This is a genomic window from Neorhizobium sp. P1_A6 (assembly GCF_056406795.1).
Genome location: NZ_JBFTZM010000004.1, coordinates 263560 through 288041 on the forward strand (window position 1 = coordinate 263560; position 24482 = coordinate 288041).

At 63.3% G+C, this 24482-nt stretch carries 22 protein-coding genes; 12 read left to right on the forward strand and 10 right to left on the reverse strand.

Annotation, left to right across the window (positions count from 1 at the left end; translation table 11 throughout):
* Window positions 1-104 precede the first annotated feature (104 nt).
* From murA to AC1D3C_RS10715, 10 genes are all read left to right on the forward strand, one after another.
* Window positions 105-1361, forward strand: coding sequence for a UDP-N-acetylglucosamine 1-carboxyvinyltransferase (gene murA, locus AC1D3C_RS10670; protein WP_247032853.1), 1257 nt, complete (start codon window positions 105-107; stop codon window positions 1359-1361).
* Window positions 1358-2242 carry a glucosamine kinase nucleotide-binding domain-containing protein gene (locus AC1D3C_RS10675; protein WP_477482856.1) on the forward strand — a complete coding sequence of 295 codons (885 nt, stop codon included), beginning with the start codon at window positions 1358-1360 and terminating at the stop codon, window positions 2240-2242. Before murA ends, AC1D3C_RS10675 begins: the two co-directional genes overlap by 4 nt.
* A 181-nt stretch (window positions 2243-2423) precedes the next feature.
* Entirely contained in the window at window positions 2424-3347 is a 924-nt protein-coding gene (murQ, locus tag AC1D3C_RS10680) for an N-acetylmuramic acid 6-phosphate etherase (protein WP_477483012.1), read from the forward strand.
* Between the two features lie 79 nt (window positions 3348-3426).
* Entirely contained in the window at window positions 3427-4947 is a 1521-nt protein-coding gene (locus tag AC1D3C_RS10685) for an ABC transporter substrate-binding protein (protein WP_477482857.1), read from the forward strand.
* A gap of 36 nt (window positions 4948-4983) precedes the next feature.
* Window positions 4984-5946: an ABC transporter permease gene (locus AC1D3C_RS10690; RefSeq protein ID WP_477482858.1), complete on the forward strand. Its 963-nt coding sequence runs from the start codon at window positions 4984-4986 to the stop codon at window positions 5944-5946.
* Window positions 5946-6785: an ABC transporter permease gene (locus AC1D3C_RS10695; RefSeq protein ID WP_477482859.1), complete on the forward strand. Its 840-nt coding sequence runs from the start codon at window positions 5946-5948 to the stop codon at window positions 6783-6785. The genes AC1D3C_RS10690 and AC1D3C_RS10695 overlap by 1 nt, the downstream gene beginning before the upstream one ends.
* The gene (locus AC1D3C_RS10700; RefSeq protein ID WP_477482860.1) at window positions 6782-8527 is read left to right on the forward strand and encodes an ABC transporter ATP-binding protein; all 1746 of its coding nucleotides are present in this window, start codon (window positions 6782-6784) and stop codon (window positions 8525-8527) included. The genes AC1D3C_RS10695 and AC1D3C_RS10700 overlap by 4 nt, the downstream gene beginning before the upstream one ends.
* A gap of 12 nt (window positions 8528-8539) precedes the next feature.
* Window positions 8540-9565: a serine hydrolase domain-containing protein gene (locus tag AC1D3C_RS10705; RefSeq protein WP_477482861.1), complete on the forward strand. Its 1026-nt coding sequence runs from the start codon at window positions 8540-8542 to the stop codon at window positions 9563-9565.
* 10 nt (window positions 9566-9575) lie between these two features.
* Entirely contained in the window at window positions 9576-10691 is a 1116-nt protein-coding gene (locus AC1D3C_RS10710) for an anhydro-N-acetylmuramic acid kinase (protein ID WP_477482862.1), read from the forward strand.
* Window positions 10692-10739: 48 nt separating this feature from the next.
* Complete coding sequence (locus AC1D3C_RS10715) at window positions 10740-11660, forward strand: DMT family transporter (RefSeq protein ID WP_477482863.1); 921 nt, start codon at window positions 10740-10742, stop codon at window positions 11658-11660.
* Here the strand turns inward: AC1D3C_RS10715 and AC1D3C_RS10720 are convergent.
* The 9 genes from AC1D3C_RS10720 to AC1D3C_RS10760 form a co-directional block, all read right to left on the reverse strand.
* A complete protein-coding gene (locus tag AC1D3C_RS10720; RefSeq protein WP_477482864.1) occupies window positions 11657-12400 on the reverse strand; it encodes an ABC transporter permease in 744 nt (247 codons plus the stop codon). The genes AC1D3C_RS10715 and AC1D3C_RS10720 overlap by 4 nt on opposite strands.
* Entirely contained in the window at window positions 12397-13335 is a 939-nt protein-coding gene (locus tag AC1D3C_RS10725) for an ABC transporter ATP-binding protein (RefSeq protein ID WP_477482865.1), read from the reverse strand. The genes AC1D3C_RS10720 and AC1D3C_RS10725 overlap by 4 nt, the downstream gene beginning before the upstream one ends.
* A complete protein-coding gene (locus AC1D3C_RS10730) occupies window positions 13332-14498 on the reverse strand; it encodes an ABC transporter permease (protein WP_477482866.1) in 1167 nt (388 codons plus the stop codon). Before AC1D3C_RS10730 ends, AC1D3C_RS10725 begins: the two co-directional genes overlap by 4 nt.
* A 99-nt stretch (window positions 14499-14597) precedes the next feature.
* Window positions 14598-15509 (reverse strand): glycine betaine ABC transporter substrate-binding protein OsmF, encoded by a 912-nt coding sequence (gene osmF / locus AC1D3C_RS10735; protein WP_477482867.1) that lies wholly within the window; start codon window positions 15507-15509, stop codon window positions 14598-14600.
* 206 nt (window positions 15510-15715) lie between these two features.
* Window positions 15716-16606, reverse strand: coding sequence for an aldose epimerase family protein (locus AC1D3C_RS10740; protein WP_477482868.1), 891 nt, complete (start codon window positions 16604-16606; stop codon window positions 15716-15718).
* Window positions 16607-16635: 29 nt separating this feature from the next.
* Window positions 16636-17508 carry an SMP-30/gluconolactonase/LRE family protein gene (locus AC1D3C_RS10745; protein WP_477482869.1) on the reverse strand — a complete coding sequence of 291 codons (873 nt, stop codon included), beginning with the start codon at window positions 17506-17508 and terminating at the stop codon, window positions 16636-16638.
* On the reverse strand, window positions 17508-18710 hold the full coding sequence (locus tag AC1D3C_RS10750; protein ID WP_477482870.1) for a mandelate racemase/muconate lactonizing enzyme family protein: 1203 nt from the start codon (window positions 18708-18710) through the stop codon (window positions 17508-17510). The genes AC1D3C_RS10745 and AC1D3C_RS10750 overlap by 1 nt, the downstream gene beginning before the upstream one ends.
* A 108-nt stretch (window positions 18711-18818) precedes the next feature.
* On the reverse strand, window positions 18819-19727 hold the full coding sequence (locus tag AC1D3C_RS10755; RefSeq protein ID WP_477482871.1) for a dihydrodipicolinate synthase family protein: 909 nt from the start codon (window positions 19725-19727) through the stop codon (window positions 18819-18821).
* Between the two features lie 25 nt (window positions 19728-19752).
* Entirely contained in the window at window positions 19753-20421 is a 669-nt protein-coding gene (locus tag AC1D3C_RS10760) for a GntR family transcriptional regulator (RefSeq protein ID WP_038543887.1), read from the reverse strand.
* A 187-nt stretch (window positions 20422-20608) separates the two neighbouring features.
* Between AC1D3C_RS10760 and araD the strand changes: the two genes are divergently transcribed.
* Entirely contained in the window at window positions 20609-22339 is a 1731-nt protein-coding gene (gene araD / locus AC1D3C_RS10765) for an L-arabinonate dehydratase (protein WP_477482872.1), read from the forward strand.
* 11 nt (window positions 22340-22350) lie between these two features.
* Window positions 22351-23076, forward strand: coding sequence for a ribonuclease activity regulator RraA (locus tag AC1D3C_RS10770; protein ID WP_038543892.1), 726 nt, complete (start codon window positions 22351-22353; stop codon window positions 23074-23076).
* 61 nt (window positions 23077-23137) lie between these two features.
* Here AC1D3C_RS10770 and AC1D3C_RS10775 read toward each other — a convergent pair whose 3' ends face one another.
* Window positions 23138-24382 carry an ROK family transcriptional regulator gene (locus AC1D3C_RS10775; protein WP_051899752.1) on the reverse strand — a complete coding sequence of 415 codons (1245 nt, stop codon included), beginning with the start codon at window positions 24380-24382 and terminating at the stop codon, window positions 23138-23140.
* Between the last annotated feature and the right edge of the window lie 100 nt (window positions 24383-24482).

Sequence of the window (24482 nt, forward strand, 5' to 3'; positions counted from 1 at the left end):
AGGAATAAAAAATTCCGAATGATTGACAGAGACGCGCCGTGGTTTAGTTTCGAGGAAGCGCAGATTGATTTGAGATTCACCGCACCTCTTCGACAGGTTTCGTCATGGACAGATTACGGATCGTCGGCGGTCATCGGCTCCAGGGAGCCGTCACCATTGCCGGGGCGAAAAACGCGGCGCTCCCGCAGATCGCGGCGACGCTGCTAAGCCCCTACCCGGTCGAGCTCACCAACCTGCCACAGGTCAGCGATGTGGAAAACATGCTGGGGGTCGTCGAGCTGCATGGCGCCGCCGTCACCCGCACCGGCCATTCCACCATCGTCGATGCCAAGGCAATCGTCTCGAAAGAAACCTCCTACGACACCGTTCGCAAGATGCGCGCCACCGTGCTCGTCCTCGCACCACTGCTCGCCCGCTTCGGCCAGGCGCGCGTATCGCTCCCCGGCGGCTGCGCCATCGGTGCGCGCCCGGTCGACATGCATGTCAAGGCGTTGGCAGCGCTGGGTGCGGACATTGATATCGAGAGCGGCCTGATCGTCGCCTCGGCACCGGGCGGATTGAAGGGCAGCCGTATCGTGCTTCCCTCCCCCTCCGTCGGCGCCACCGAAACCGCGATGATGGCCGCGACCGCCGCCAAGGGCGAAACCGAAATCCTCAATGCCGCCCGCGAACCCGAAGTCGCCGATCTCGCCGCATGCCTGATCGCCATGGGCGCACGCATCGAAGGCGCCGGCACCCACCGTATCCTGGTTCAGGGTTCAACCACCTGGCAGCCGGCGAAACATCACGGCATCCCCGACCGCATCGAGGCCGGGACTTACGCCGTGGCAGCCGCCATCACCGGCGGCATGCTGGAGCTCACCAACGCGCGGCTGGAAAACATGGCCTCCATCGTGCAGGTACTGGAGGCGATGGGCGTCAGCATCTGGCCGAGCGACCGCGGCCTTGTCGTCTCGCGCGAAGGACCGCTGAAGGCAACCGATATCACCACCGAGCCCTATCCGGGTTTCCCGACCGATCTCCAGGCGCAGTTCATGGCGCTCGCGGCCTGTGCCGAAGGTGCATCGCTGATCCGCGAAACCGTCTTCGAAAGCCGGTTTATGCACGTGCCGGAACTGATGCGCCTCGGCGCCAATATCGCGCTCCAGGGAACCACCGCACTGGTGCGCGGCGGCGCGCCGTTGAAGGGTGCGCAGGTGATGGCGACGGATCTGCGCGCCTCCGTCTCCCTCGTGCTCGCCGGGCTGGTCTCGTCGGGCGAAACGATCATCAACCGGGTGTACCACCTCGACCGCGGTTATGAACAACTGGACCGCAAGCTTGGCCAATGCGGAGCCGATATCGAGCGGCTCAGCGCATGACGACCGCAACCGAATACTTTTTCCTGGGGGTCGATGGCGGCGGTACTGGCTGCCGCGCCCGTATCGAGGACGAATCCGGCTCCGTTCTTGGACAGGGTCTTTCCGGCCCTGCCACGACGCGGCTCGGCATCGAACAGGCCTGGGCCTCGATCTCGCGCGCGTTCAATGCCGCCTTCGACGAGGCCGGGTTCGGGTCCGACGAGATAGGCCGCACCCATGTGGGCATCGGGCTTGCCGGCACCGGCCGCAAGGGGTCGGTCGAGGCCTTGAAGGCGATCCCGCACCCGTTCGCCAGCATCGATTTCGTCAGCGACGGAATGGGCGCCTGCCTCGGCGCCCATTCCGGCCGCGACGGCGCGATCGTCATCGCCGGCACGGGCTCGATCGGTCTCGGTTTTGCCGAAGGCCGCAGCCTGCGCGTCGGCGGTTACGGATTTCCCATTTCCGATGAAGGCAGCGGCGCAGATCTCGGCCTCAAAGCTGTGCAGCTGGCGCTTCGCGCGCATGACGGACGGATCGAGAAAACCGCGCTGCTGATCGAGGTCATGCAGCGCTTCCAGAACGATCCTTTCGAAGCCATAGCCTGGATGGACCGTTCGTCTGCCACGGACTATGCCTCGCTTGCGCCGATGGTGATGCGGCATGCGGACCAGGGTGATTCCGCCGGCCGTCGCATCGTCCAAAGTGCTGCCGAGCAGATCGACACGCTGGTCCGCACGCTGTTCGATCACGGCGCGCCGCGCGTTACCCTGCTCGGCGGCCTGTCGAGCCCGCTCGAGGCCTGGCTGGCGCCCGATGTCCGCCGCCGCCTGAAGCCCGCCGACGGAGACGCCGTCTCGGGCGCCATCATTCTCGCACGCAAGGCCCTTCAAGCCTCCTGACCCTGATCCCGCGTCTCGGTAGGTCCAGGAAGGAAATGGAATAATATATTCCAATGCTCAATTGACTCATGGAATGGATGATCCTAATCCTTTGGGAAAGGCAACGAAGGGTGAGGAGCAACATCGTATGACGCAGATCCTGCGAAGCGCTGCGCTGCACCCCGATCTCGAAGGCAGGGTCATGAGCGACGAACGGCTGATATCCGAACTGGAAAGACTGGTTTCGGAAGACCGCAATCCCCGCTCCATGGATATCGATCTGCTGCCGACAGTCGATGTCCTGCGCGAAATCAATGATGAGGACAAGGGCGTCGCGACCGCAGTCGAAAAGGTGATCCCGCAGATCGCCGAGGCCGTGGACGAAATAGTTCGCGCTTTCCAGAATGGCGCACGACTGGTCTATATCGGCGCCGGCACCAGCGGCCGCCTCGGCGTGCTCGATGCTTCCGAATGCCCCCCGACTTTCAGCGTCCCGGAAGGCATGGTCGTCGGCCTGATCGCCGGCGGCAGCCACGCCCTGCAGCACGCCGTCGAAGGCGCCGAAGACAGCCCGGAACAGGGCCGGCAGGATCTCGTCGACATCGGCCTGACCGCAGCCGACGTCGTTGTCGGCATCGCCGTCAGCGGCCGCACCCCTTACGTCATCGGCGCCCTGAACTATGCCAAGGGGCTTGGCGCGAAGACGGTCGCCCTCTCCTGCAATCCCGATGCCGTCATCGCCGATATCGCCGACATTGCCATCTCGCCGGTGGTCGGCCCGGAAATCCTCACCGGCTCGACGCGGCTGAAGTCCGGCACGGCCCAGAAGCTCGTGCTCAACATGCTGACCACGGCGAGCATGATCCGCATCGGCAAGAGCTATCAGAACCTGATGGTCGACCTGCATGCCAGCAACCAGAAGCTCGTCGCCCGCGCCGCCCGCATCGTCATGCAGGCGACCGGCTGCACGACGGAAGAGGCGCGCCGCGTGCTTGACCTCACCGGCAACGACGTCAAACTGGCGATCCTGATCGCGCTGACGGGAATGGATGTCGATACGGCGCGCGTGGCGCTCGACGATGCCGGAGGCTTCCTCCGCAAGGCAATTGATGGGAAGACAGCGTAAAGCTGCTGAATGACGGGCCGCTGCTCGAATATGGCTGGGGTCGAGACAACGAACAGATATCAAAAGAGGGAGAATAAAAATGGGAAGACATCTTTCGACTAAACTGCTGTCCGGCCTTGCGCTGACCGTCACCATCAGCGCCACCGCGATCGCCTCGCCGGCATCGGCCGCGTCGCTGAAAATGGCCTGGAAGCAGGATGCAACCGGCCTTGATCCGCACAAGCAGACTGCATTTTCCTCGATCCGCCTGCTGGAACTCATCTACGAGCCGCTCGTCCGCCTCAACAAGGACCTGCAGATCGTCCCGGCCGTCGCAGCCTCCTGGGAATTTGCAGCCGACGCCAAGCAACTGACCTTCAAGCTTAACCCGAACGCAAAATTCCAGGACGGCAAGCCGGTGACCGCCGCCGACGTGAAGGCCTCGTTCGAGCGCCTGCTCGACGAAAAGACTGCCGCCGCCGCGCGCGCCAACTTCCTGTCGATCGCCTCGATCGAGACCCCGGACCAGACGACCGTCGTCTTCAAGCTGTCACAGCCGGACGTGCCGCTCCTGACCGCCATGGCGAGCATCAACGCCGCCATCGTGCCAGCCGCAGAAATCGCTGCCGGCACCATCGGCACCAAGGCGCTCGGCTCCGGCCCGTTCAAGCTCGACAAGTGGGAGCCGAATTCCAAGGAAACGCTCTCCGCCAACAAGGATTGGGCCGGCGGCAAGATCGCGATCGACGGCATCGACATCAGCGTTTTGCCGGATGAAACCGCGATCCTTGCGGCACTGCGCACCAAGCAGGTCGATTTCGCGCTGATCAACGATCCGCTGGTCGCAACCCTCGTGCCCAAGGAACCAAGCCTTGTGCTCAACCGCACGCCGGTTCTGGCCTACCACGTCCTGCAGATGAACCCTTCGCGCAAGCCGATGGACGTTCTCGCCGTGCGCCAGGCAATCTCCTGCGCCATCGACCGCAAGGACGTGCTCGACACGGCTTCGGTCGGCGAAGGCAAGGTCACCGGTCCGCTGACCATGCCCGGTTACACGTCCGACGCCAGCGCGCTGTTCTGCTACAAGCAGGATATCGCCAAGGCAAAGAAGCTGATGGCTGACGCGGGTTTTGCGAACGGCTTTACCGCGACCGTGATCGCCGCCAATGGCGAACCCGCAACCGCGGCCGCCGAAGCGCAGGTCCTCCAGTCCCAGCTCGCCGAAATCGGCGTCAAGCTCAACATCAAGATGATGGAGCTCAACGTCTATGTCGACGCCTGGCTGAAGGGCGACTTCGACATGGCGGTGGCGCTGAACGGCGGCCGTGCCGATCCTTATTCCATGTACAACCGTTACTGGACCAAGACCGGCAACCTGCAGAAGGTCACGAACTACATCGACGACACGCTCGACAGCCTGATGCAGAAGGGCCGCGTCGAGACCGACCCTGCCAAGCGCAAGGTCATCTTCGCCGACTTCGAAAAGCACCTCGTCGAAGTCGCCCCTTGGGCCTGGCTCTACACGTCCTACAGCTACACGGCACAGCAGAAGAACGTGCAGGGCTTCGTTCCGACGCCGGAAGGCTCGCTGTTCGGTCTGAGCAAGGTCACGTTGCAGTAATCGCGAAAGCATGACGGATACGAGGTTGGTGGGCGAATGAGTTACCTGGCGCGACGGCTGTTGACGTTTCCGCTCGTGATGCTCGGGGTCTCCATCCTCGTGTTCGTCGCAATTCGATTGGTGCCGGGTGACGCGATCACCGCGATGCTCGGCACCGAAGCCGGCCTGCTGACGCCGGCGCAGAGGGCGGCGCTCTCGGCCTATTTCGGCATCGACAAACCGATCCTGGTGCAATACTGGAGCTGGCTTCTCGGGGTCCTTCAGGGCGATCTCGGCATTTCCGTCATCCATGGCAAGCCGGCTCTCACCATCATCCTCGAACGTTTTCCGCTGACGCTGCAGCTCGCCTTGATGTCCATGTGCGTGGCGCTGCTCGTCGGCCTGCCGGCCGGCGTGTTCGCCGCCACCCGCAACGAAAGAATGTCCGATCTGGCGGTACGCATCTTCGCGATGATCGGCCAGTCGACACCCAATTTCGTCGTCGGCCTGCTGATCATCTATGCGCTGTCGGCCGGTTTCGGCATCCTGCCGGCCATGGGCGAGTTCACGCCGTTCCTGACCGATCCATTCCGCAATCTCGGCCAGATGATCCTGCCGGCGATCACGCTCGGTTTCGCCTTCGCCGCCTCCGTCACCCGCATCTCGCGCTCCGCGATGCTCGACGTGCTCAGCGACGACTATGTCCGCACCGCCCGCTCCAAGGGCGTGCCGAAACGCAGCGTCATCTGGCGCCATGCCCTGCCGAACGCGCTGATCCCGGTCGTCACCCTGAGCGGCGTCGAATTCGGCTATCTGCTCGGGGGCGCCGTGCTGGTGGAGCAGATCTACGCCCTGCCCGGCCTCGGCCGTCTCGTCCTCGAAGCGATCCTGCAGCGCGATTACGCGCTGGTGCAGGGCTGCGTCCTGTTCATTGCCTTCAACTTCATGGTGGTCAACCTGCTCGTCGACCTCGCCTACGTGACGCTTGATCCACGCATCCGGCTCGGAGAGAGCAACTGATGTCGATGCTGCGTGCAATTTTCAGCCATTCCAGCGGCAGGATCGGCGGTACGATCGTCGTGATCTATGTCGTCGTTGCGCTACTCGGCATGTCCGGCATCACGCCTCACAATCCGCTGCAGCAGTTCCGCATCGACAGGCTGCATGCGCCGAACGCGGCCTACTGGATGGGCACCGACCTGTTCGGCCGCGACGTCGCCAGCCGGTTGATGAACGGCATCGGCCAGTCCTTCCTCGTCGCCTTCTGCTCGGTGACGCTTGCGACGATTGCCGGAACCGTGCTCGGCCTCACCGCCGCATGGTTCGGCAAGGCCTGGGATGGCCTCGTGATGCGCATCATGGACGTGCTGCTCGCCTTCCCAGCCATCCTGCTCGCGCTCCTGATCATCGCCGTTGTCGGCCCCGGCACCTGGACGAGCGTCGCGGCGATCGCCATCGTCTACACACCGATCTTTACTCGCGTCGTGCGTGGCCCCGCGCTCTCGATCAAGGCCCGCGAATTCGTCGACGCTGCCCGCACCTTCGGCTCCAGCCGACGCTATATCCTGACCCGGCATCTGCTCCTCAACCTGGTGGCGCCACTGACCGTTCAGGTGACGCTGGCGCTCGCCTGGTCGCTGCTGACTGAGGCCGGCTTGAGCTTCCTCGGCCTCGGCACCCAGCCGCCGGCCTCTTCTCTCGGGCTGATGCTCGCCGACAGCCGCAACCTGATGGAAAACGCGCCCTGGATGCTGATCTTCCCGGCGGTCGCGATCATGATCAGCATTCTCGGCTTCAACCTGCTGGGTGATGCCTTGCGCGACATCCTCGACCCCAAGACGCGGAGGTCCGCGCCATGACGTCGCTTCTCTCGGTATCCGGCCTGCGTGTCGGTTTCGGGCGTGACCCGAAGCAGAACGAGATCGTCAAGGGCGTCAGCTTCGACCTCGACGCCGGCGAGACGCTGGCGATCGTCGGCGAAAGCGGCTCCGGCAAATCGGTCACGGCGCTCTCCATCAACCGCCTCGTCGATTTCGGCGGCGGCCGGATCATCGGCGGCTCGATCACCCTGAAACGGGCCAACGGCAGCGTGCTCGACATCACCAAGGCTGAAGAGCCTGTGCTCGAAAAAATCCGCGGTTCCGAGATCGGCATGATCTTCCAGGAGCCGATGACCTCGCTGAACCCGGTGCTGACGATCGGCCGCCAGATCGAGGAATCGTTTCGCCTGCATCGCGGGCTGACCGGGCGCCAGGCGACGGCCGCCGCCAAGGACGCACTCGATCGCGTGCGCATCCCGGATGCCGCGAGGCGTCTCAAATACACACCGAACCAGCTTTCCGGCGGCATGCTCCAGCGCGTCATGATCGCCATGGCGCTCGCCTGCAATCCGCGCCTGCTGATCGCCGACGAGCCGACGACCGCGCTCGACGTGACCGTCCAGGCCCAGATCATGGCGCTGCTCGGCGAGCTGAAGCACGAGACCGACATGGGGATGATCTTCATCACCCATGATATCGGCCTCGTCGCCGGCATTGCCGACAAGGTCATGGTCATGCAGGCCGGCGAAGCGGTCGAGCAGGGACCGCTCGGCGACGTCCTCGATCAGCCGAAACATCCCTATACACAGCATCTGCTCAGCGCCGTGCCGCATTTCGAATCCGGCCGCGCGGCCCGTTCGGATTTCAGCCGGGAAAAATCCGAGGCGATTGTCCCTGCCCTGAAAGTCGATGGCCTCACAGTGCGCTTCAAGGTGGCAGGCAGCATTCTCAGCCGTTCGCCGGGCTCGGTCCACGCAGTCGAGAATGTCGGCTTCGACCTGATGCCGGGCGAAACGCTGGCGATCGTCGGSGAAAGCGGCTCCGGCAAGTCGACCACGGCCCGCGCCATCTTGGGGCTCGTGAAGCCGACCCGCGGCAGCTTTTCCGCCAACAACGGAGCGATCGTGGACGGCAGCGACCCGTCCGTGCAGATGGTCTTCCAGAACCCCTACGCCTCGCTCAATCCGCGCCTGCGGATCGACAGCATCCTCGCCGAACCGGTGATCGCCGCCGGTGGCCGTATCGACGCGGAAACGCGGGCGAAAATGGTGGCGCTGCTGAAGCGCGTCGGCCTGCCCGAAAACAGCCTGCTGCGCTACCCGCACGAGTTCTCCGGCGGCCAGCGCCAGCGCCTCTGCATCGCCCGCGCGCTGATGCTCAATCCGTCGATCGTCGTGCTCGACGAGGCAGTCTCGGCGCTGGACGTCTCGGTTCAGGCCAAGGTGCTGGAACTGCTGGTCGACCTGCAGCACGAATATGGCCTCGCCTATCTGTTCGTGTCGCATGACATGGCCGTCGTCGAACGTATCGCCCACCGCATCGCGGTGCTTTATGCAGGCCAGATCGTCGAGATCGGCAATGCTGCCTCGATTTTGTCCAACCCGCGGCATTCCTACACCAAGCGGCTGATTTCCGCCGTGCCGAGCATCGAGCGCCGCAACCAGCATTTCGAACTTGATACGCGCCAGGTCCCGTCTCTGGTTCGACCACCGGGTTTCGAGCCGCCGCCCGCCGAGTGGCAGTCCTGCGGACCGGATCACCGGGCACGGGCGGAAGCTTGAGGACGTAACGATATGAAAGACACTGCTTCCGCCAGCCCCGAACTTGCCGCCGTCTTCGAGAGGGCCTTCGCCCCGCTTGAAAAATCTGTCACCGACAACCGCATTCCGGGCGGAGTGCTCGGCATCATCGACCTGAAACACGGGCACATGACCCGCGCCGTCGGTTCGGCGCAGGTTGTTCCGATTGAACGTCGGATGACCGAGGACACCTGGTTCGATCTCGCCTCGCTCACCAAAGTGATCTTCACCACGACACGCATCCTGAAGCTTGCCGACGACGGCACGATCGATCTCGACGCACCGCTCACCACTGTGCTGCCGGACCTGCGCCAATACAACGCCGAGGCCTGGGAGCGAAAGATCACCTTCCGCCAGTGCCTCGGCCACCAGACGCCGTTTCCGGGCGTCGAGCCGATCTATACCTATGGCCGCGATCCGGACCTGCTGCGCGCCTTCATCCTGCAGCGGGAATGGAAGGCCGGTCCGCCGGTCTATTCCGACATCAACTTTATCCTGCTCGGTTTCGCGCTCGAACGACTGGCGAAGAAGACGATCCGCGACCTCGATCCCGGCCCGGGCTTCGCCTGGTCTGCCGATCCGGAAAATTCGGCCGCCACGGAAGACTGCGCCTGGCGGCAGCGGATCCTGTCGGGCGAAGTGCACGACGAAAATTGCGCGGCGCTGCAGGGTTCCGGCCATGCGGGCCTGTTCGGCACGGTGATGTCGGTTCTGGACTTCGCCGAAAGCCTGCTCGACGGCACCGGCGCGTCCGGGAATGCGATCGCGCTGATGCGCGCGCCGCTCTCGAACAGGCGGACCCATGGCTGGGAGCATCCCTATGCCGACTGGTGGGGCGGAAACCTGTGCAACCCCCGAACGATCGGCCATACGGGCTTTACCGGCACAAGCTTGCTGATCGATTTCGACAGGGGCCGTGCCGTGACCCTGCTCACCAACCGCATCCATCCGACCCGCCATTTCGACAGCGGCATCCTGGCCCTGCGGCAGGCGGTCTGCAATCTCGTGAACCAAACCTGAGGAGCTGATCATGGAGCCAATCTGGGCTGTCGGCCTGATGACCGGAACCGTCCTCGACGGCAATATCGACGTGGCGCTCCTGAAGACGGACGGCGAGACGATCGACACGTTTGGTGCCTATACGCTCGCCCCCTATCCGCCGGAAATCCGCGCCCTCCTGGAGGAAACGCTCGCTCAGGCCCGCGTCTGGAATTTCGAAGGACCGGATCCGGCGATATTCCGTGAGGCCGAACAGGCGCTGACAAAGGCGCAGTCCTACGCCGTCAGGGAACTGGTCGAAAGCACGGGGCTGACCATGGCCGATATCGGCATCGTCGGTTTCCACGGCCAGAGCGTGCTGCACCGGGCACCCACCAAAGACAGGCTCGGCGACACCCGCCAGCTCGGCGATGGCGAGCTGATGGCCTCGATCCTCGGCACCAAGGTCGCCTACGATTTCCGCTCGGCGGACGTGCGGGCGGGTGGCCAGGGCGCGCCGCTTGCCGCCGCCTATCATTCGGCTCTGCTGCGCGGCGTCGATACCAGCGGCGATACGGCCGTGCTCAATCTCGGCGGCGTCGCCAACATCACCTGGTGGGATGGCAGGGATCTGATGATCGCCTTCGATACCGGCCCGGCCAATGCGCCGCTCAACGACTTCATCAAGGCACGCGGCCTTGGCGAGATGGACCGCAACGGCGCGCTCGGCGCCTCCGGCAAAGTCGACGAGGAACGCCTCGCAAAGCTTCTCGAGCATCCCTACCTCACGGCGCCCTATCCGAAATCGCTCGATCGTTTCGATTTCACCGCGGCCATGGCGGACGGCCTTGACGACGCCGCCGGCGCGGCAACCCTTTCAGCCTTCACCGCATCTGCAGTCGGCAAGGCGCTCGATCTGCTGCCGCACCGGCCAAAGCGGCTGATCGTCAGCGGCGGCGGCCGTCACAACCCGACGATCATGTCGATGCTCGAAAGCCGTGCCGGCGTGAAGGCCGTTTCCGCCGATACGCTCGGCTGGCGCGGCGATGCGGTCGAGGCCGAGTGCTTCGCGTTCCTCGCGGTACGCGTGTTGCGCGGCCTGCCGATCAGTTTTCCCACAACCACCGGTGCACCAAGGCCCTTGCAAGGTGGCAGGCTCGCCGGGTAAGTCCGCACTTTCAAATTGCAGGATCAGAGTCGGGAGCGCTCGCGCAGCATGAACAAGAGAGCGGTCTCGGCGATAGCGAGCAATGCGGTAATGGCAGGCATACTGCTGATGCTGCTCGGCGACTTCATGTTCGCCTTGAATGACGCCATGGGCAAATGGCTGGTGGCGAGCTTTTCGGTTGGACAGGTCCTGCTGATCCGGTCGGTCGGCGCCTTTTTCGTCCTCGGCCCGATGCTCGCCCGTCAGCCGATTTCGGCACTCTACAAGGTCGTGAAGCCGCCACTGCATGTACTGCGCATCGTGCTGGCGACAGCCGACACCGGGCTTTTCTATGCCGCCGTCGCCTACCTGCCGCTCGCCGACGTCATGACCTTCTACATGGCCGGCCCGATCTATGTGGCCGCCCTCTCGCATTTCCTGCTCGGCGAGCGCATCGGCTGGCGGCGCTGGCTCGCCGTCCTGATCGGCTTCATCGGCGTGGTGATCGCCCTGCGTCCCTCCTCGGAAATGCTGTCATTGCCGTCGATCTTCGGCCTGATCGGCAGCCTTTCCTTTGCGCTGACGCTGGTGCTGAACCGCACGCTCCGCTCGACACCGGATGCGACGCTCGTCACATGGCAGACCCTTGCCTGCCTCGTGGCCGGCGCGTTCCTCACAGTTGGGAACTGGAGCCCGTTCAATACCGGAGAACTGCTTGCCCTGCTCCTGCTCGGCATCGTCTCCTGCGGCGCGCATCTGCTGATCACCCGCTCGCTGAAACTGGCGCCGGCCTCGGTGCTGGCACCGCTGCAATATACGCTGCTGCTCTGGGCGATCGTGCTCGGCTGGATATTCTTTGGCGATTTCCCGGATGTCCAGACGCTGGCAGGTGCCGGCATCATCGTCATCGCCGGCCTGTTCATCTTCCACCGCGGCAACCTGAAACAGGATGTCGAGCCGGTCGTGCCGACCGATTCCAGCCACGGTTAGGCCGCACCCGTCCGGCGGGCGATCATGGCTTCAATCGCCGAGAGCCCATCATAGATCAACACGGCCAGCGCGCCGACGATCAGCCCGCCCTGCAGCACGAAGGCAAGGTTGTTGGATTGCAGCCCGGCGATGATCACCTCGCCGAGGGTCTTTGCCGCAACCGTCGAACCGATCGTCGCGGTGGCGAGACTGATCACCACCGAAAGCCTGATGCCGGCGACAACCACCGGCAAGGACAGCGGCAACTCGACCTGAATGAGCCGCTGGAAAGGTGTCATGCCGGAACCACGCGCCGCCTCCATCACCGATCGTGGCAGGTTGGTGAGCGCCGTCAGCGTGTTTTCAAAGATCGGCACAAGCCCGTAGAGAAACAGCGCGATCAGCGTCGGCTTCTCGCCGAAACCGACGGCCGGGACGGCAAGCGCCAAAACAGCGACCGGCGGAAACGTCTGGCCGATATTGACGAGGCTTCGGGAAAGCGCCAGGAACTCCACCCCGAACGGCCTGGTGACGAGGATCGCCAGAAGCACGGCGATGATCGTCGCCGCCAGCGTCGCGATGAAGACGGTCCGCAGGTGCAGCAGCGTCAGGCTGAGCAGGCTGCCCTGATTGTAGATCGCCGGTGCGTTCGGCTGCACGAGCGGCTTCAGCAGCGGCTCAAAACTTTCCGGCGAGACCAGGAAGGCGATCAGCACGAGAAGCAGAAGGCTGCGCAGGATGGTCGGCACCCAAGCCCTCATCGCGGCCTCGCGGCGCGCTTGAGGATCGCGTCGAGCGTCACCCGCCCCATCGGAGCGCCGCTCCTGGAGATGACCGGAAGCGCATCGCGGCCGCTCCAGATGAGATCGGCAAGCGCCTCCTGCTGGCTCCTGTCCTCGCGGATCGGCTCGCCTTCCGCCTCGCCCGGCTCTACGGCAGCGCCGGCCCTTGCAATCGAAAGCAGCCGGAACGGCCGTTCCGCATCACCAATCAGCGTCTCGACGAAGGGCGTTGCCGGCGCACGGACGAGTTCGGCCGGCGGCCCGTATTGCACCACCCTGCCCTTGTCCATCACGGCAATCTTGTCGGCGAGATGGAAAGCCTCATTCATGTCGTGGGTCACCAGGACAATCGTCGTGGCGAAATGTTTCTGGATCGCCAGCAGATCGTCCTGCGCCTTGGCGCGGATGATCGGATCGAGCGCCCCGAAGGGCTCGTCCATCAACAGCACGTTCGGTTCGGCCGCAAGCGCCCGCGCCACCCCGACGCGCTGCTGCTGGCCGCCTGAGAGTTCATGCGGATAACGCGGCCCGAACGTTTCCGGCTCGAGTTGGAAGAGCGTCAGTAATTCCTCGACCTTGGCGTCGGTGCGGGCCTTCGTCCAGCCGAGCAGGCCAGGCACCGTCGCAATGTTCTGCGCCACCGTCCGGTGCGGGAAAAGCCCATGGCCCTGGATGGCGTAACCGATCCGGCGCCGCAATTCGTAGCCCGGGATGGACCGGTTGTCCTCGCCATCGAGCCGGATGGCGCCTTCTGTCGCCTCCACCAGCCGGTTGATCATCCGGATCAGCGTCGTCTTGCCGGAACCGGACGTGCCGACGACAACCGTGACGGTGCGGGGCTCGATCACCATCGAGACGTTATCGACGACGGCGATACCGTCATAGCGCTTGGTGATGGCATCGATCTCGATCATGCGGATCTGGCTCCGTTGGGGACACGGGAGTTCATCTCGATCAGCGCGTCGAGGATAACGGCCGAGGCAAAGGCGAGCGCCACCGTCGGCACGGCGCCAAGCAGGACAAGGTCCATCGCCGTCTGGCCGATGCCCTGGAAGACGAAGACGCCGAAACCGCCGCCGCCGATCAGCGCGGCAATCGTCGCCATGCCGATATTCTGGACGAGCACGATGCGGATCGCGGTCAGGATCACCGGCAGCGCCAGTGGGAACTCGATCTTGAACAGCCGCTGCCGGCCGGTCATGCCGATGCCGCGGGCAGCGTCGTTTKCCGCGCGCGGCACGCCTGCAAGCCCGACGACGGTGTTGGCGACGACAGGCAGCAGTGAATAGAGAAACAGCGCGACAAAGGCAGGCGCCACCCCGATGCCGCGGATGCCGATCGCCGCAGCCCCCGGCACATTGGCGGCGATCCAGCCAAGCGGCGCAATCAACAGGCCGAAAAGCGCGATCGACGGGATGGTCTGGACGAGGTTCAGCGTGTTGAGCACGCCATCCCGAAGCGGCGCCACCCGATGACAGAGAATACCGAGCGGCAGCCCGACCAGGACGGCGGCAAACAGCGAACCCAGCGCCAGTTCCACATGCTTGCCCGCCTCGACCCAGAAGACGTCGGCGCGGCCTGCATATTCCTTCATGATCGACAACCCGTTCCAGCTTCCCGACATCAGCAGCGTGCCAATCGCCGCCGCTGCCATGACCAGAAACAGAACCCGCATCGCCGGCGGCGGATCGAGCCGCGTGATCGCATCGGCAGCCAGAAGCGCAAAGGCGAACAGCAGGATCCAGAAGCCCGAGGCGGGTGAGACGCGGGCATAGCTATTGCCGGCCGGCGTCAGGAATGTCGCGGCATAACCGATCGAAAGCGTCAACGCCGCAAGTGCTGCGACGGCGGCAAGCAGCTTTATCCAGGCTGACGTGCGAAAAAGTGCTGCTGCGGTCGCAAGAACCAGCACACCGATCAGACCCCAGCCCGCCCAAGCCGGCAGCGACTGAAGCATCGCCTCCGCCTGGCCCTGCACGATGCGATTGGGCTTGAGCGTCGCAAACGACGCCCAGAGCGCGCCGTAGGCGGCTAGAAGGGCGATGACGATGCCGAGCTTATCGAACCGAACTCTCAAACCGACCCATGCCCCTCATAAACCGACCCTATGATCGACGAAAAAGCCGGGCGTTCCAACGCCCGGCCCATGTTGACACGAAACCGGTCCGAAAAGGAATTACTTCAGGAAACCGTTCTTCTTGAGGAAATCCTCGGCAACCGCCTTGGCCGGTTCGCCGCCCACCTGCACGCGGCCGTTGAGGTCCTGCAGCGTGACGAGGTCGAGCTTGGCGAAGACCGGCTTCAGCACCGCTTCGATGGTCGGGTTCTTTTTGAGCACTGCCTCGCGGATGATCGGGGTCGGCTGATAGACCGGCTGAACGCCCTTGTCGTCTTCGAGAACAACGAGCCCGGAAGGCGCGATGCCGCCGTCGGTGCCGTAGACCATGGCGGCATTGGCATTGTTGGTCTGGTTGGCGGCCGCACCGATGGTCGCAGCCGTATCACCGCCCGAGAGCGTGATCAGCTGGTCGGGTTTCAGCTTGAAGCCGTAGGTGGTCTGGAAGGCCGGCAGGGCTGCGGCCGAATTGACGAACTCGGACGATGCCGCCAGCACGATCTTGCCGCCGCCGGCGACATATTTGCCGAAATCGGTCAGCGTCTTCAGCTTGTTGGCATCCGCGACATCCTTGCGCACCGCGATCGCCCAGGTGTTGTTGGCCGAAGACGGCGTCAGCCAGACGATCTTGTTGGCGTCGTAATCGAGCTTCTTGACCGCTTCATAGGCCTTTTGCGGGTTCTTCCAGGCCGGATCGTCGCCCTTTTCGAAGAAGAAAGCGCCGTTACCGGTATATTCCGGATAGATGTCAATCTCGCCGGCGGCGATCGCCTTGCGCACCACAGGCGTCGCTCCGAGCTGGATACGATCGGTGGTCTGGATGTTGTTCGCCTTCAGCATGGCAAGGATGATATTGCCCAGCACCCCGCCTTCGGTATCGATCTTGGATGACACGACGACCTGGGCATTCGCCATGGTGGCCGAGACGCCTAGCGCAAAAGCTATGCCCAAAAGCATTTTCTTCAAAGACATGACAAAATTTCCCTCCGGATCGCCAGTCACCACCTCGTTTGACTTGGCCTGGAACACATAAAAGCCACTGTTATGTAGGGCGACTTATGCAATGTGCGAGTTCTGGAAGGGCGCATCCAACAAATATTTTGTGCGGTGCATTTTTATCCGCCGAACGGTCTAGCTCACAAGATCCGCAGCAAAAACAGAAATGATGGTTCTTCCGCTCAGGAGAACCGAAAAACCATGGATCCCGCGATAGTTTCTCCAAGTGCCAACCATTCAAGGTCGCCGTATCGCGCCAGTTCCCGTCGATTGTGGACGTCGGGCACGTGGCTGACGGGTTCGACGCAGAGAATGGGCCGATCGTCGGGCACGTAGACATGCAGGTTGGTCAGGGCTCCGGTCGCCGAAAGCGTCATGCTGACCCCGGCCCGTCGCCACTCGAGGACTGCCCGGCGTGGTGCCCATTCCGAAAAATGCCCGTCGAACCACGGCATCTTCGACGTATCGAGACCGTGGGCAAAATCGGGGCCCCTATTGGCTGGAACGGCCTCGGTCGGCAAGCCTCGTTGATCACGGCCGAAACCAATCTCAGCGTCGAAGTTCAGCCAGGTTTCATCCTCCTTGCGGAACCAGGGATGAAAACCCATGCCATAGGGAAGCGTGCGGTTCGCAGTGTTGGTCAGTGTCAACGACAGTTCGGCGCCACCCGGCCCGATCGAGATATGCTGCACCAGCCGATAGGCGAAGGGGATCGCCTCGTCAGTAAAGTCGTCAGCCAGGGTCAGCGTGTTCTCGGTGACCTCGATAACCTGCCAGGCCCTGTCGCGGGAAAATCCGTGCAGCGCCATGTTCTGTTCCGGCCGGTTGAGCGGGATCTCGACCGGTCCGTCGGCGTTCAGGAAGCGGCCTGCATCCAGCCGGTTGGCGAACGGTGCCATGATGAAAGAGCCACCGGTCAATGCGACCTGCGCCGGCGGGCAGGCATGCAGGATCTCGAACCAGTCACCATCCGGCTTTCGCCACCGGAAGGAGGTGAGGCTGGCTCCGTGGCCGGCATCGACAACCAGTTCGCAACGGTCAGCCTTGAGCGTGTAAATGGATACGTCAGTCATCGATCTTGTTGGCCTTGTCGAAATCCATGTCAAAATCCTTTCATACGTGCGACCGGCACCCCGGCGACCGGCGAGGATGCGACCAGCACCGCGCCGCTCAAGGGATAAGCCTCCAGCCTCTCCGGCGAAAGATAGCGGTGCGACGTGACGAGCAGCGTCTTGAGATCAGGGCCGCAGAAACACGGCATGGTCGGCGTCGCCACCGGCAGCGGATATTTGCCGACCACCACGCCCTCCGGCGAATAGCGGTTGAGACATCCGGCCGAAACGCCGGCGCTCCAGTAGAAGCCATCGGCATCGGTCGCGCCGCCATCCGGCCGCCCATCCGCTTCGCCGGGCATGGCGATCCGGACGCCTTCGCCGATCTCGCCCGTAGCCACGTCGAAATCATGCCGCTCGATCCACTGACCGCCCGAATCCGAATGATACATGCTCGTGCCGTCCGGCGACCAGGCGAGCCCGTTCGAGATCAAAAGCCCGCTCTTCTTGACGGCAAACTTGCCGTCCGCACCGATGCGGTAGAGCGAACAGACTGGCTGACGCTCCGGCCGCTGGTCGGTCGTGCCGACCCAGAAGGCGCCGTCAGGTCCCACTTTGCCATCATTGAGCCTATTGGTCTCAAGCTCGCCGTCGAGATGCGCGAGCGTCTGTCGCTCCCCGGTCTCCGGGTCGAAGAGAAWAATCTCGCGTGTCAGCGATACGACCAGCCGGCCGCTTTCACAAAGCCCGAGCGAACAGACATTGGTACCGAGAACCCACTCGTCGACCTGGCCCTCGCCGAGCCGGATCGCCAGCAGCCGGCCGGTCGGGATGTCGCAGAGAAAGACGAGATTGCGTCTTTCGTCCCAGACCGGGCCTTCGCCAAGTCCGAGACTGAGGCGACCGACCGGTTCGAAACGCATCACAGGTCGCCGACCTTGGTGGTGCGGCGGATGACGTCGGGATTGTCGAGAACGTAATCGCTGAGTTCCAGCCCGAGGCCCGCTCCTTCGAACGGATAGATCTGGCCGTTTTCGATACGCGGCATGACGGTGACGAGATCGCGATACCAGGTCGAGTAATAGGCGCGCACCGACTCCTGGAAGACTGCGTTCGGCGCGTTGAGTGCCAGGTGGATCGAGGCGCTGAAGACGACCGGGCCGGTGCAGTCATGCGGCGCGATCGGCCGCTGAAAGGCTTCCGCCATGGTGGCGATCTTCTTCGCCTCGCTCAGGCCCCCGCACCAGGAAATGTCGAGCATGACGTAATCGACGGCATTCTTGCGTAGGAGTTCGACGAACTGGGCGCGGGTCGCAAGCGTCTCGCTGGCGCAGACCGGCAGGCCGGAGCGTTGCGCATAGATTGCCAGCGCCTCGGTATCCTGCATCTTGATCGGGTCCTCCATCCAGAAGGGGCGGAATTCCTTGATCTCGCGGGCAATCGCCAGCGCCGACGGCAGGTCCCACATCGAATGCAGCTCGACCATCACTTCCATCTTGGTGCCGACCGCATCGCGGATCTTGCGGAACGGCTCAAGCCCCTTTTCGAGGTCATCCCGATGAATGAAATTGCCGCCGCTGGCGACCGCGAACGGATCGAGCGGCCAGATCTTCATGGCGGTGATGCCTTCGGACAGCAGGCTTTCGGCAAGCGCCCCCGCATCGTTGGTGAAGGCGACCTGATCGTCATAGGGGCCTTGCGGCTTGTCGGCATCACCGATATAGCGGCGCGAGCCGCGGCTGTTGTAGGAATAGCCGGCGCAGGTGTTGTAGGTGCGGATCGATGGCCGCGAGAGGCCGCCGAGAAGCTGGTGGATCGGCTGGTTCGTGACCTTGCCGAGGATGTCCCAGAGCGCGATGTCGACAGCGGATGCCGCGCGGATTTCGACGCCCGAGGAACGGAAGCCTACATAGGTTTCTGTCAGCTGCTTGGAAATCCGGTCGATCTCCAGCGGGTTCTTGCCGATCAGCGCCGGCGCGACTTCCGCATGCAGGTAGGTCGCGACGGCATCCGCCCCGCGAAAGGTCTCGCCAAGGCCGATGATCCCTTCGTCCGTATGGATGCGAAGCCAGATGATATTGTTCAGGCTGGGAAGTTGGACTGTTTCAAGCGCTGTGATTTTCATGGGGTCTATCCGGATGAACGAAGGACGGGCCGGCGGGTAATCCGTCGGCGCGGAATCAGTGAACGGCGCCAGGAACGCCGGTATTCGCGAGGCCTTCTCCTTCGCCGCTCAGGCGGCGACAGGTTCCCAGCCCTTTAAGATCTGTTCGAGGCGATCGCGGTCGGCGGCATCGAGCGCCGGCAGGCCCGGCAGACGCACCGGCCCGAGGTTTTCGCCTCGCAGGGCCAAAGCCTCCTTGATGACCGTGACATTGGCGCCGTTGTTGAACTTAGTGCGCAACGTTTCGAAGCCTGCAATCTTGGCGACCAGCGCCCGCGTCCTGGCATAATCGCCCGCTTCGAGCGCATTCCAGATCGCCAGCGACCGGGCCGGATCGATATTGACGAGGCCGGACGTGAAGCCTTTGGCGCCGAGTGCGTAAAAAGGTGCCGCCCAGCCCTCGGCGAGACCGCAGATCCAGACCGCATCCGTGCCCTCGGTCGCCCGCACGCATTCGGAAAACAGCATCATGTCGGTCGAGGCGAACTTGACGCCGGCAATGTTCGGATGGGTGGCAATGCGGGCAAGATCGTCGACCGCCATCGCATTGGACCGCACATAGGCGACGAGCGGCAGTTCCGAAGCCTCGGCGATGGCGATGAAATAGTCGGCCTGCGAGCAGGGGGCGGCGAATGGATCGAGCGGGTGATGGACCATCACTCCCTGAGCGCCTTCACGCTTGGCCGACTTGGCGGTCGCAATCGCTTCGCCGACCGAACGGCCGGCTGCGGCGGTGACGACTGTCTTGCCCTCGACGGCCGCGACGCAGATAGCCTGCAGGCGAAGCACTTCCTCATGCTGAAGGCTGTAGAACTCGCCGGTATTGCCGCCGCAGACGATATTGTGAATGCCCGCGTCGGCAATGCGGCGGATGATCTTGCCGGTCAAGTGAGGATCGATCGCCCCCTGGTTGTCGTAGGCAGTCACGTGGACGCCCGAAATGCCCGTGAGAACGCGCCTGTAATCGCGGATATTCATGTCCGTTTCCCCCATTCCCGACTTGCTACACCCGGAGAAGATGTTTCTCGCCCGAGCGAATGACGTGGTCGCGCATCAGCCGCTCGGCGAGATCCGGCTCGCGGGCGGCGATCGCGTTGGCGATGGCCTGATGTTCCTCGACCGCCAGGAAGCGCTCCCGCTCCTCCGACAGCACGCTGAGACGGGCCGCATGGGTGTAGATGTTCTGGCCGCCCTGCAGGCGACGCAGATAGCCGCAGCCAGATGCTTCATGGATGGCGTTGTGGAAGCGCTCGTTGAGAGCGATGAACTGCAGCACATCCACCGTCTCGAGACCGGCCCGCATCTCGACGATGAGCTCGCACATCAGGGCAATATCTTCATCCGTCACCCGCTTGGCGGCCTGGCGAGCGATCATGCTTTCGAGCGCGGCACGCGCCAGCATCATCTCTTCCGCCTGGCCGGCATTGAAGGTGATGTAGATCCCGCGGCGGGGCTCCGATCGTACCAAACCTTCGGCTTCAAGTACGCGCAAGGCCTCCTTCAGCGGCGTCGTGCTGATGCCAAGCTGACTGGCGAGATGACGCTCATTGAGCTTTTCGCCACCCTTCAGTCGGCCGGCAAGAATGGCGTCGCGCACTAGGCCATAGACGTGGTCGCGCAGGCTTTTCAGAAAAACCGGCTCCACGGGCAGAAGTGCGTCGTCACCTCCCATTCATATCCTCCATGCTTATGGCGCTGATCTACCACCTGAAATTTGATATATCAAGGCAGAAATCTGAAACTTGATATATCAATTTCCGCAAAGCCTGTTTAAGTTGATGCCGGGCGGGAGGAGCTCCGTCCCCGGATCGAAACATAATCGATACCGGAATGATGGCAGGATTTCTGGAAGAGCAAGCATGACTAAGCAAGCAGCCAATCTCCGCAGCGCACGTTGGTTCGCGCCGGATGATCTTCGTTCGTCGGGACATCGCTCCCGCATGATGCAGATGGGTTATGACGAAAAGGATTGGGGCAAAAAGCCGATCATCGCCATCCTCAATACCTGGTCTGACCTCAACGCCTGCCACGCCCATTTCAAGGACCGCGTCGAGCATGTGAAGCGCGGCGTGCTTCAGGCGGGCGGCTTTCCGGTGGAACTGCCGGTCCAGTCGCTGTCCGAGAGCGCATTGAAACCGACATCCATGCTCTACCGCAACTTCCTCGCCATGGAGGCCGAGGAGCTTTTGCGCGCCCACCCGGTCGACGGGGCGGTGCTGATGGGCGGCTGCGACAAGACCACCCCTGCCCTCGTCATGGGCGCCATCAGCGCCGGTTTCCCGATGATCTTCCTGCCCGCCGGCCCGATGCTGCGCGGCAACTACAAAGGCGAATGGCTGGGCTCCGGCTCGGACGCCTGGAAATATTGGGACGAGCGCCGCGCCGGCACGATTTCCGAAGAACAATGGACCGGCGTCGAGGAAGGTATTGCCCGTTCCTACGGCCATTGCATGACCTTCGGCACCGCAAGCACGATGACCGCGATCGCCGAGGCGCTCGGTCTCACCCTCCCCGGCGCGAGCTCCATTCCCGCCGCCGACGTCAACCATATCCGCATGAGCACGCGGTGCGGCCGCCGGATCGTCGAAATGGTTTGGGACGATTTGACCCCGGACAAGATCATCACGGCCGACGCAGTCCACAACGCCACGACCGTCGCCATGGCGACCGGCTGTTCCACCAATGCCGTTGTCCATCTCCTGTCGATGGCCCGCCGCGCCGGCGTGCCGCTGACGCTGGACGACCTCGACAAGGCGGGACGCACGACGCCGGTTGTCGCCAACATTCGTCCGACCGGTGACAAATACCTGATGGAAGACTTCTATTACGCCGGGGGCCTGCGCGCCCTGATGTCGGAGATCAAGGATCTCCTGAAACTCGACGCCATGACCGTCAGCGGTTTCCCGCTCGGCGAAACGTTGAAGGGTGCGGAAGTCTACAACAGCGACGTCATTCGCCCGCTTTCCAACCCGATCTACCACGAGGGCTCGCTGGCGGTTCTCAAGGGCAATCTCGCGCCGGACGGCTGCGTCATGAAGCCCTCTGCCTGCGAACCGCGGCTGCGGGTTCACGAAGGCCCTGCCCTCGTCTTCGACAGCTATCCCGAAATGAAGGCGATGATCGACCGCGAGGATCTGGACGTCACCGCCGATCACGTATTGATTCTGCGCAATGCCGGGCCCAAGGGCGGTCCCGGCATGCCGGAATGGGGCATGCTGCCAATCCCGAAGAAGATCCTGAAACAGGGTTATCGCGATATGCTGCGCATTTCCGATGCCCGCATGTCCGGCACGAGCTACGGTGCCTGCATCCTGCATGTGGCGCCGGAAGCCCATATCGGCGGGCCGCTGTCGCTGGTGCGCACCGGCGACATCATCCGCGTCGACCTGCCGAACCGCTCGATCGATATGCTGGTGGACGAAGAGACGCTCGCCAGCCGCCGCGCCGAATGGGTGGCCCCGGCCGACAAATATGAACGCGGTTATGGCTGGATGTTCTCAAAGCACATCAAGCAGGCCAACGAAGGCTGCGATTTCGATTTCCTCGAACGGCAATTCGGCGCGACCGCCGGCGAGCCCGACATTTTCTGAGTGGAGAACCCATGACCGACTACGTTCTTTCCGAGACCACGCGCAAGAAATACCAGGGCATCAGCTGCGCGACGATCTGCACCGCGCTCTTCAAGCGCGGCCTGCGCAATCAGTTCATCCAGGATGTCCGGCCGCTTTCCCAAAAGCCGCAGAACATGGTCGGTCAGGCCTTCACCCTGCGTTACATCCCTGCACGTGAAGACCTCAACCCGCTTTCGGTGTTCCAGAACCCGCAACATCCGCAGCGCGCCGCCGTCGAGCAGTGCCCGGCCGGCCATGTGATGGTCATGGACAGCCGCAGGGATCCCCGAGCCGCCTCCGCCGGCTCCATCCTTGTGTCGCGCCTGATGGTGCGCGGCGTCGCCGGCGTCGTCACCGATGGCGGATTTCGTGATAGCCCCGAAATTGCCGAACTCGGCATCCGCGCTTATCACAACCGCCCCTCCGCCCCGACCAACCTGACGCTCCATCAGGCGCTCGATATCAACGTGCCGATCGGCTGCGGCGACGTCGCGGTCTGGCCGGGCGACGTGGTTGTCGGCGACAATGAAGGCGTTGTTATCGTTCCAGCCGGCATCGCCGACGAGATCGCCGACGAGGTGGTCGAGATGACCGCATTCGAGGATTTCGTCACCGAGGAGGTCTTGAGCGGCCGCTCGATCATCGGCCTCTATCCGGCGACCAGGGAGGAGACCAAGACGGACTTCGCCCGCTGGCGCCAGGCCAAGGGCCGCTGAGGCAACTTTCTCCACCGATCAAACGAAACAGCGCCGGGATCTATGGAACCCGGCCAGCAGTCTACGAACCTGCCGGCATCTCGCGCAGGTCCTTGAAAAGCACGCTTTGGTCGGTGAGGTATTTGGCAAAGATCGGCAGGCTGGCGCCGCCGATCGCCCGCGCCTGGGAGCCGACCATTCCCTCGATGATATCGGGAATGATGACGCCCTGAAGGTCGAGTCGTGCCACCGCCTCAATGGTCGAGGCGACAATTCGTTGCCTGACCCAGGCCGGAAAACCGCCGTCGATCACGGCGGCACCAAAATCGATGATCGAGGCCGCCGCGACGATCGCCTGGGCAAGCGCATTCGCGGTCTGGAAAATCCACAGATCGAGCGGCTCTCCGAAATCGATCCAGTCGTCGGCGGAATACCAGAGCGGCTGCGGATCCAGGTTCCGCTCTTTCAGAAGGTTCTCGAGAACGAAGATCGAGGCGATGTCGAGCAATTGGCGCGTCTCGCCATCCTTGCCACGCACCGGAAGCGGCCCCACCGCGCCGGCGGTTCCGGTCCGGCCGGAAAAAATCGCGGAATTCAGAACGATCCCGCCGCCGATGAACGATCCGATGAAGAAATACACGAAATCCGGATAGGACGGGCCAACGCCGAATACCAGTTCTGCGCCGCAGGCGCTGGTCGCGTCGTTCTGCAGATAGACCGCGTGCTGGACCTTAGCTGCGATTTCCGCCTGCAGATCGAACCCGCGCCAAACCTCCATCGCCCCTTGCGGAGCGCCCACCTCCTCGGCCCAGTTCCAGAGTTCGAACGGTGCGGCGATCCCGATCCCGGCGATACGGCCGCGCTGTGCCTCATTCAACTGGCCTTCGAGCCGGGCGATGCCGGACGTGATGATCTCGATGATCTTCCCGGGAAGCGGATAGGCATAGGTCTCGTGATATTGCAGCCGGATATGACCGACGAAATCCATCAGCACCAGGTCGGCACTACGCCGACCTATCTTCACGCCGAACGAGTAGGCCGCATCCGGATTGAGGCGCATCGGCACCGAAGGCTGCCCCACCCGGCCGCGCACCGGTTCACCGCGCAACAGTAGACCGTCCTTTTCGAGCGCCCGCATGATGACCGAGACGGTCTGGGCGGAAAGCCCGCTGCGTCGCGTGATATCCGCCTTCGACATCGAGCTGTTCAGGCGCACAAGCGAAAGCACGAGCCGCTCGTTATAGGCCCTCACCCGCACCTGATTTGAGCCGCCGGTAAAATTGCCCAGCAGCGCATGGCCTTGCGCCACACTATCCGAAACCGACATGGCTCTTCCTCCCAGAAGCCTTGAACCGACGGAGAAGTCTCATTCGGGAACGCTGGGTATCTTTTTGATATCCCACCCCAATCCCAAAGACGTACCGCAC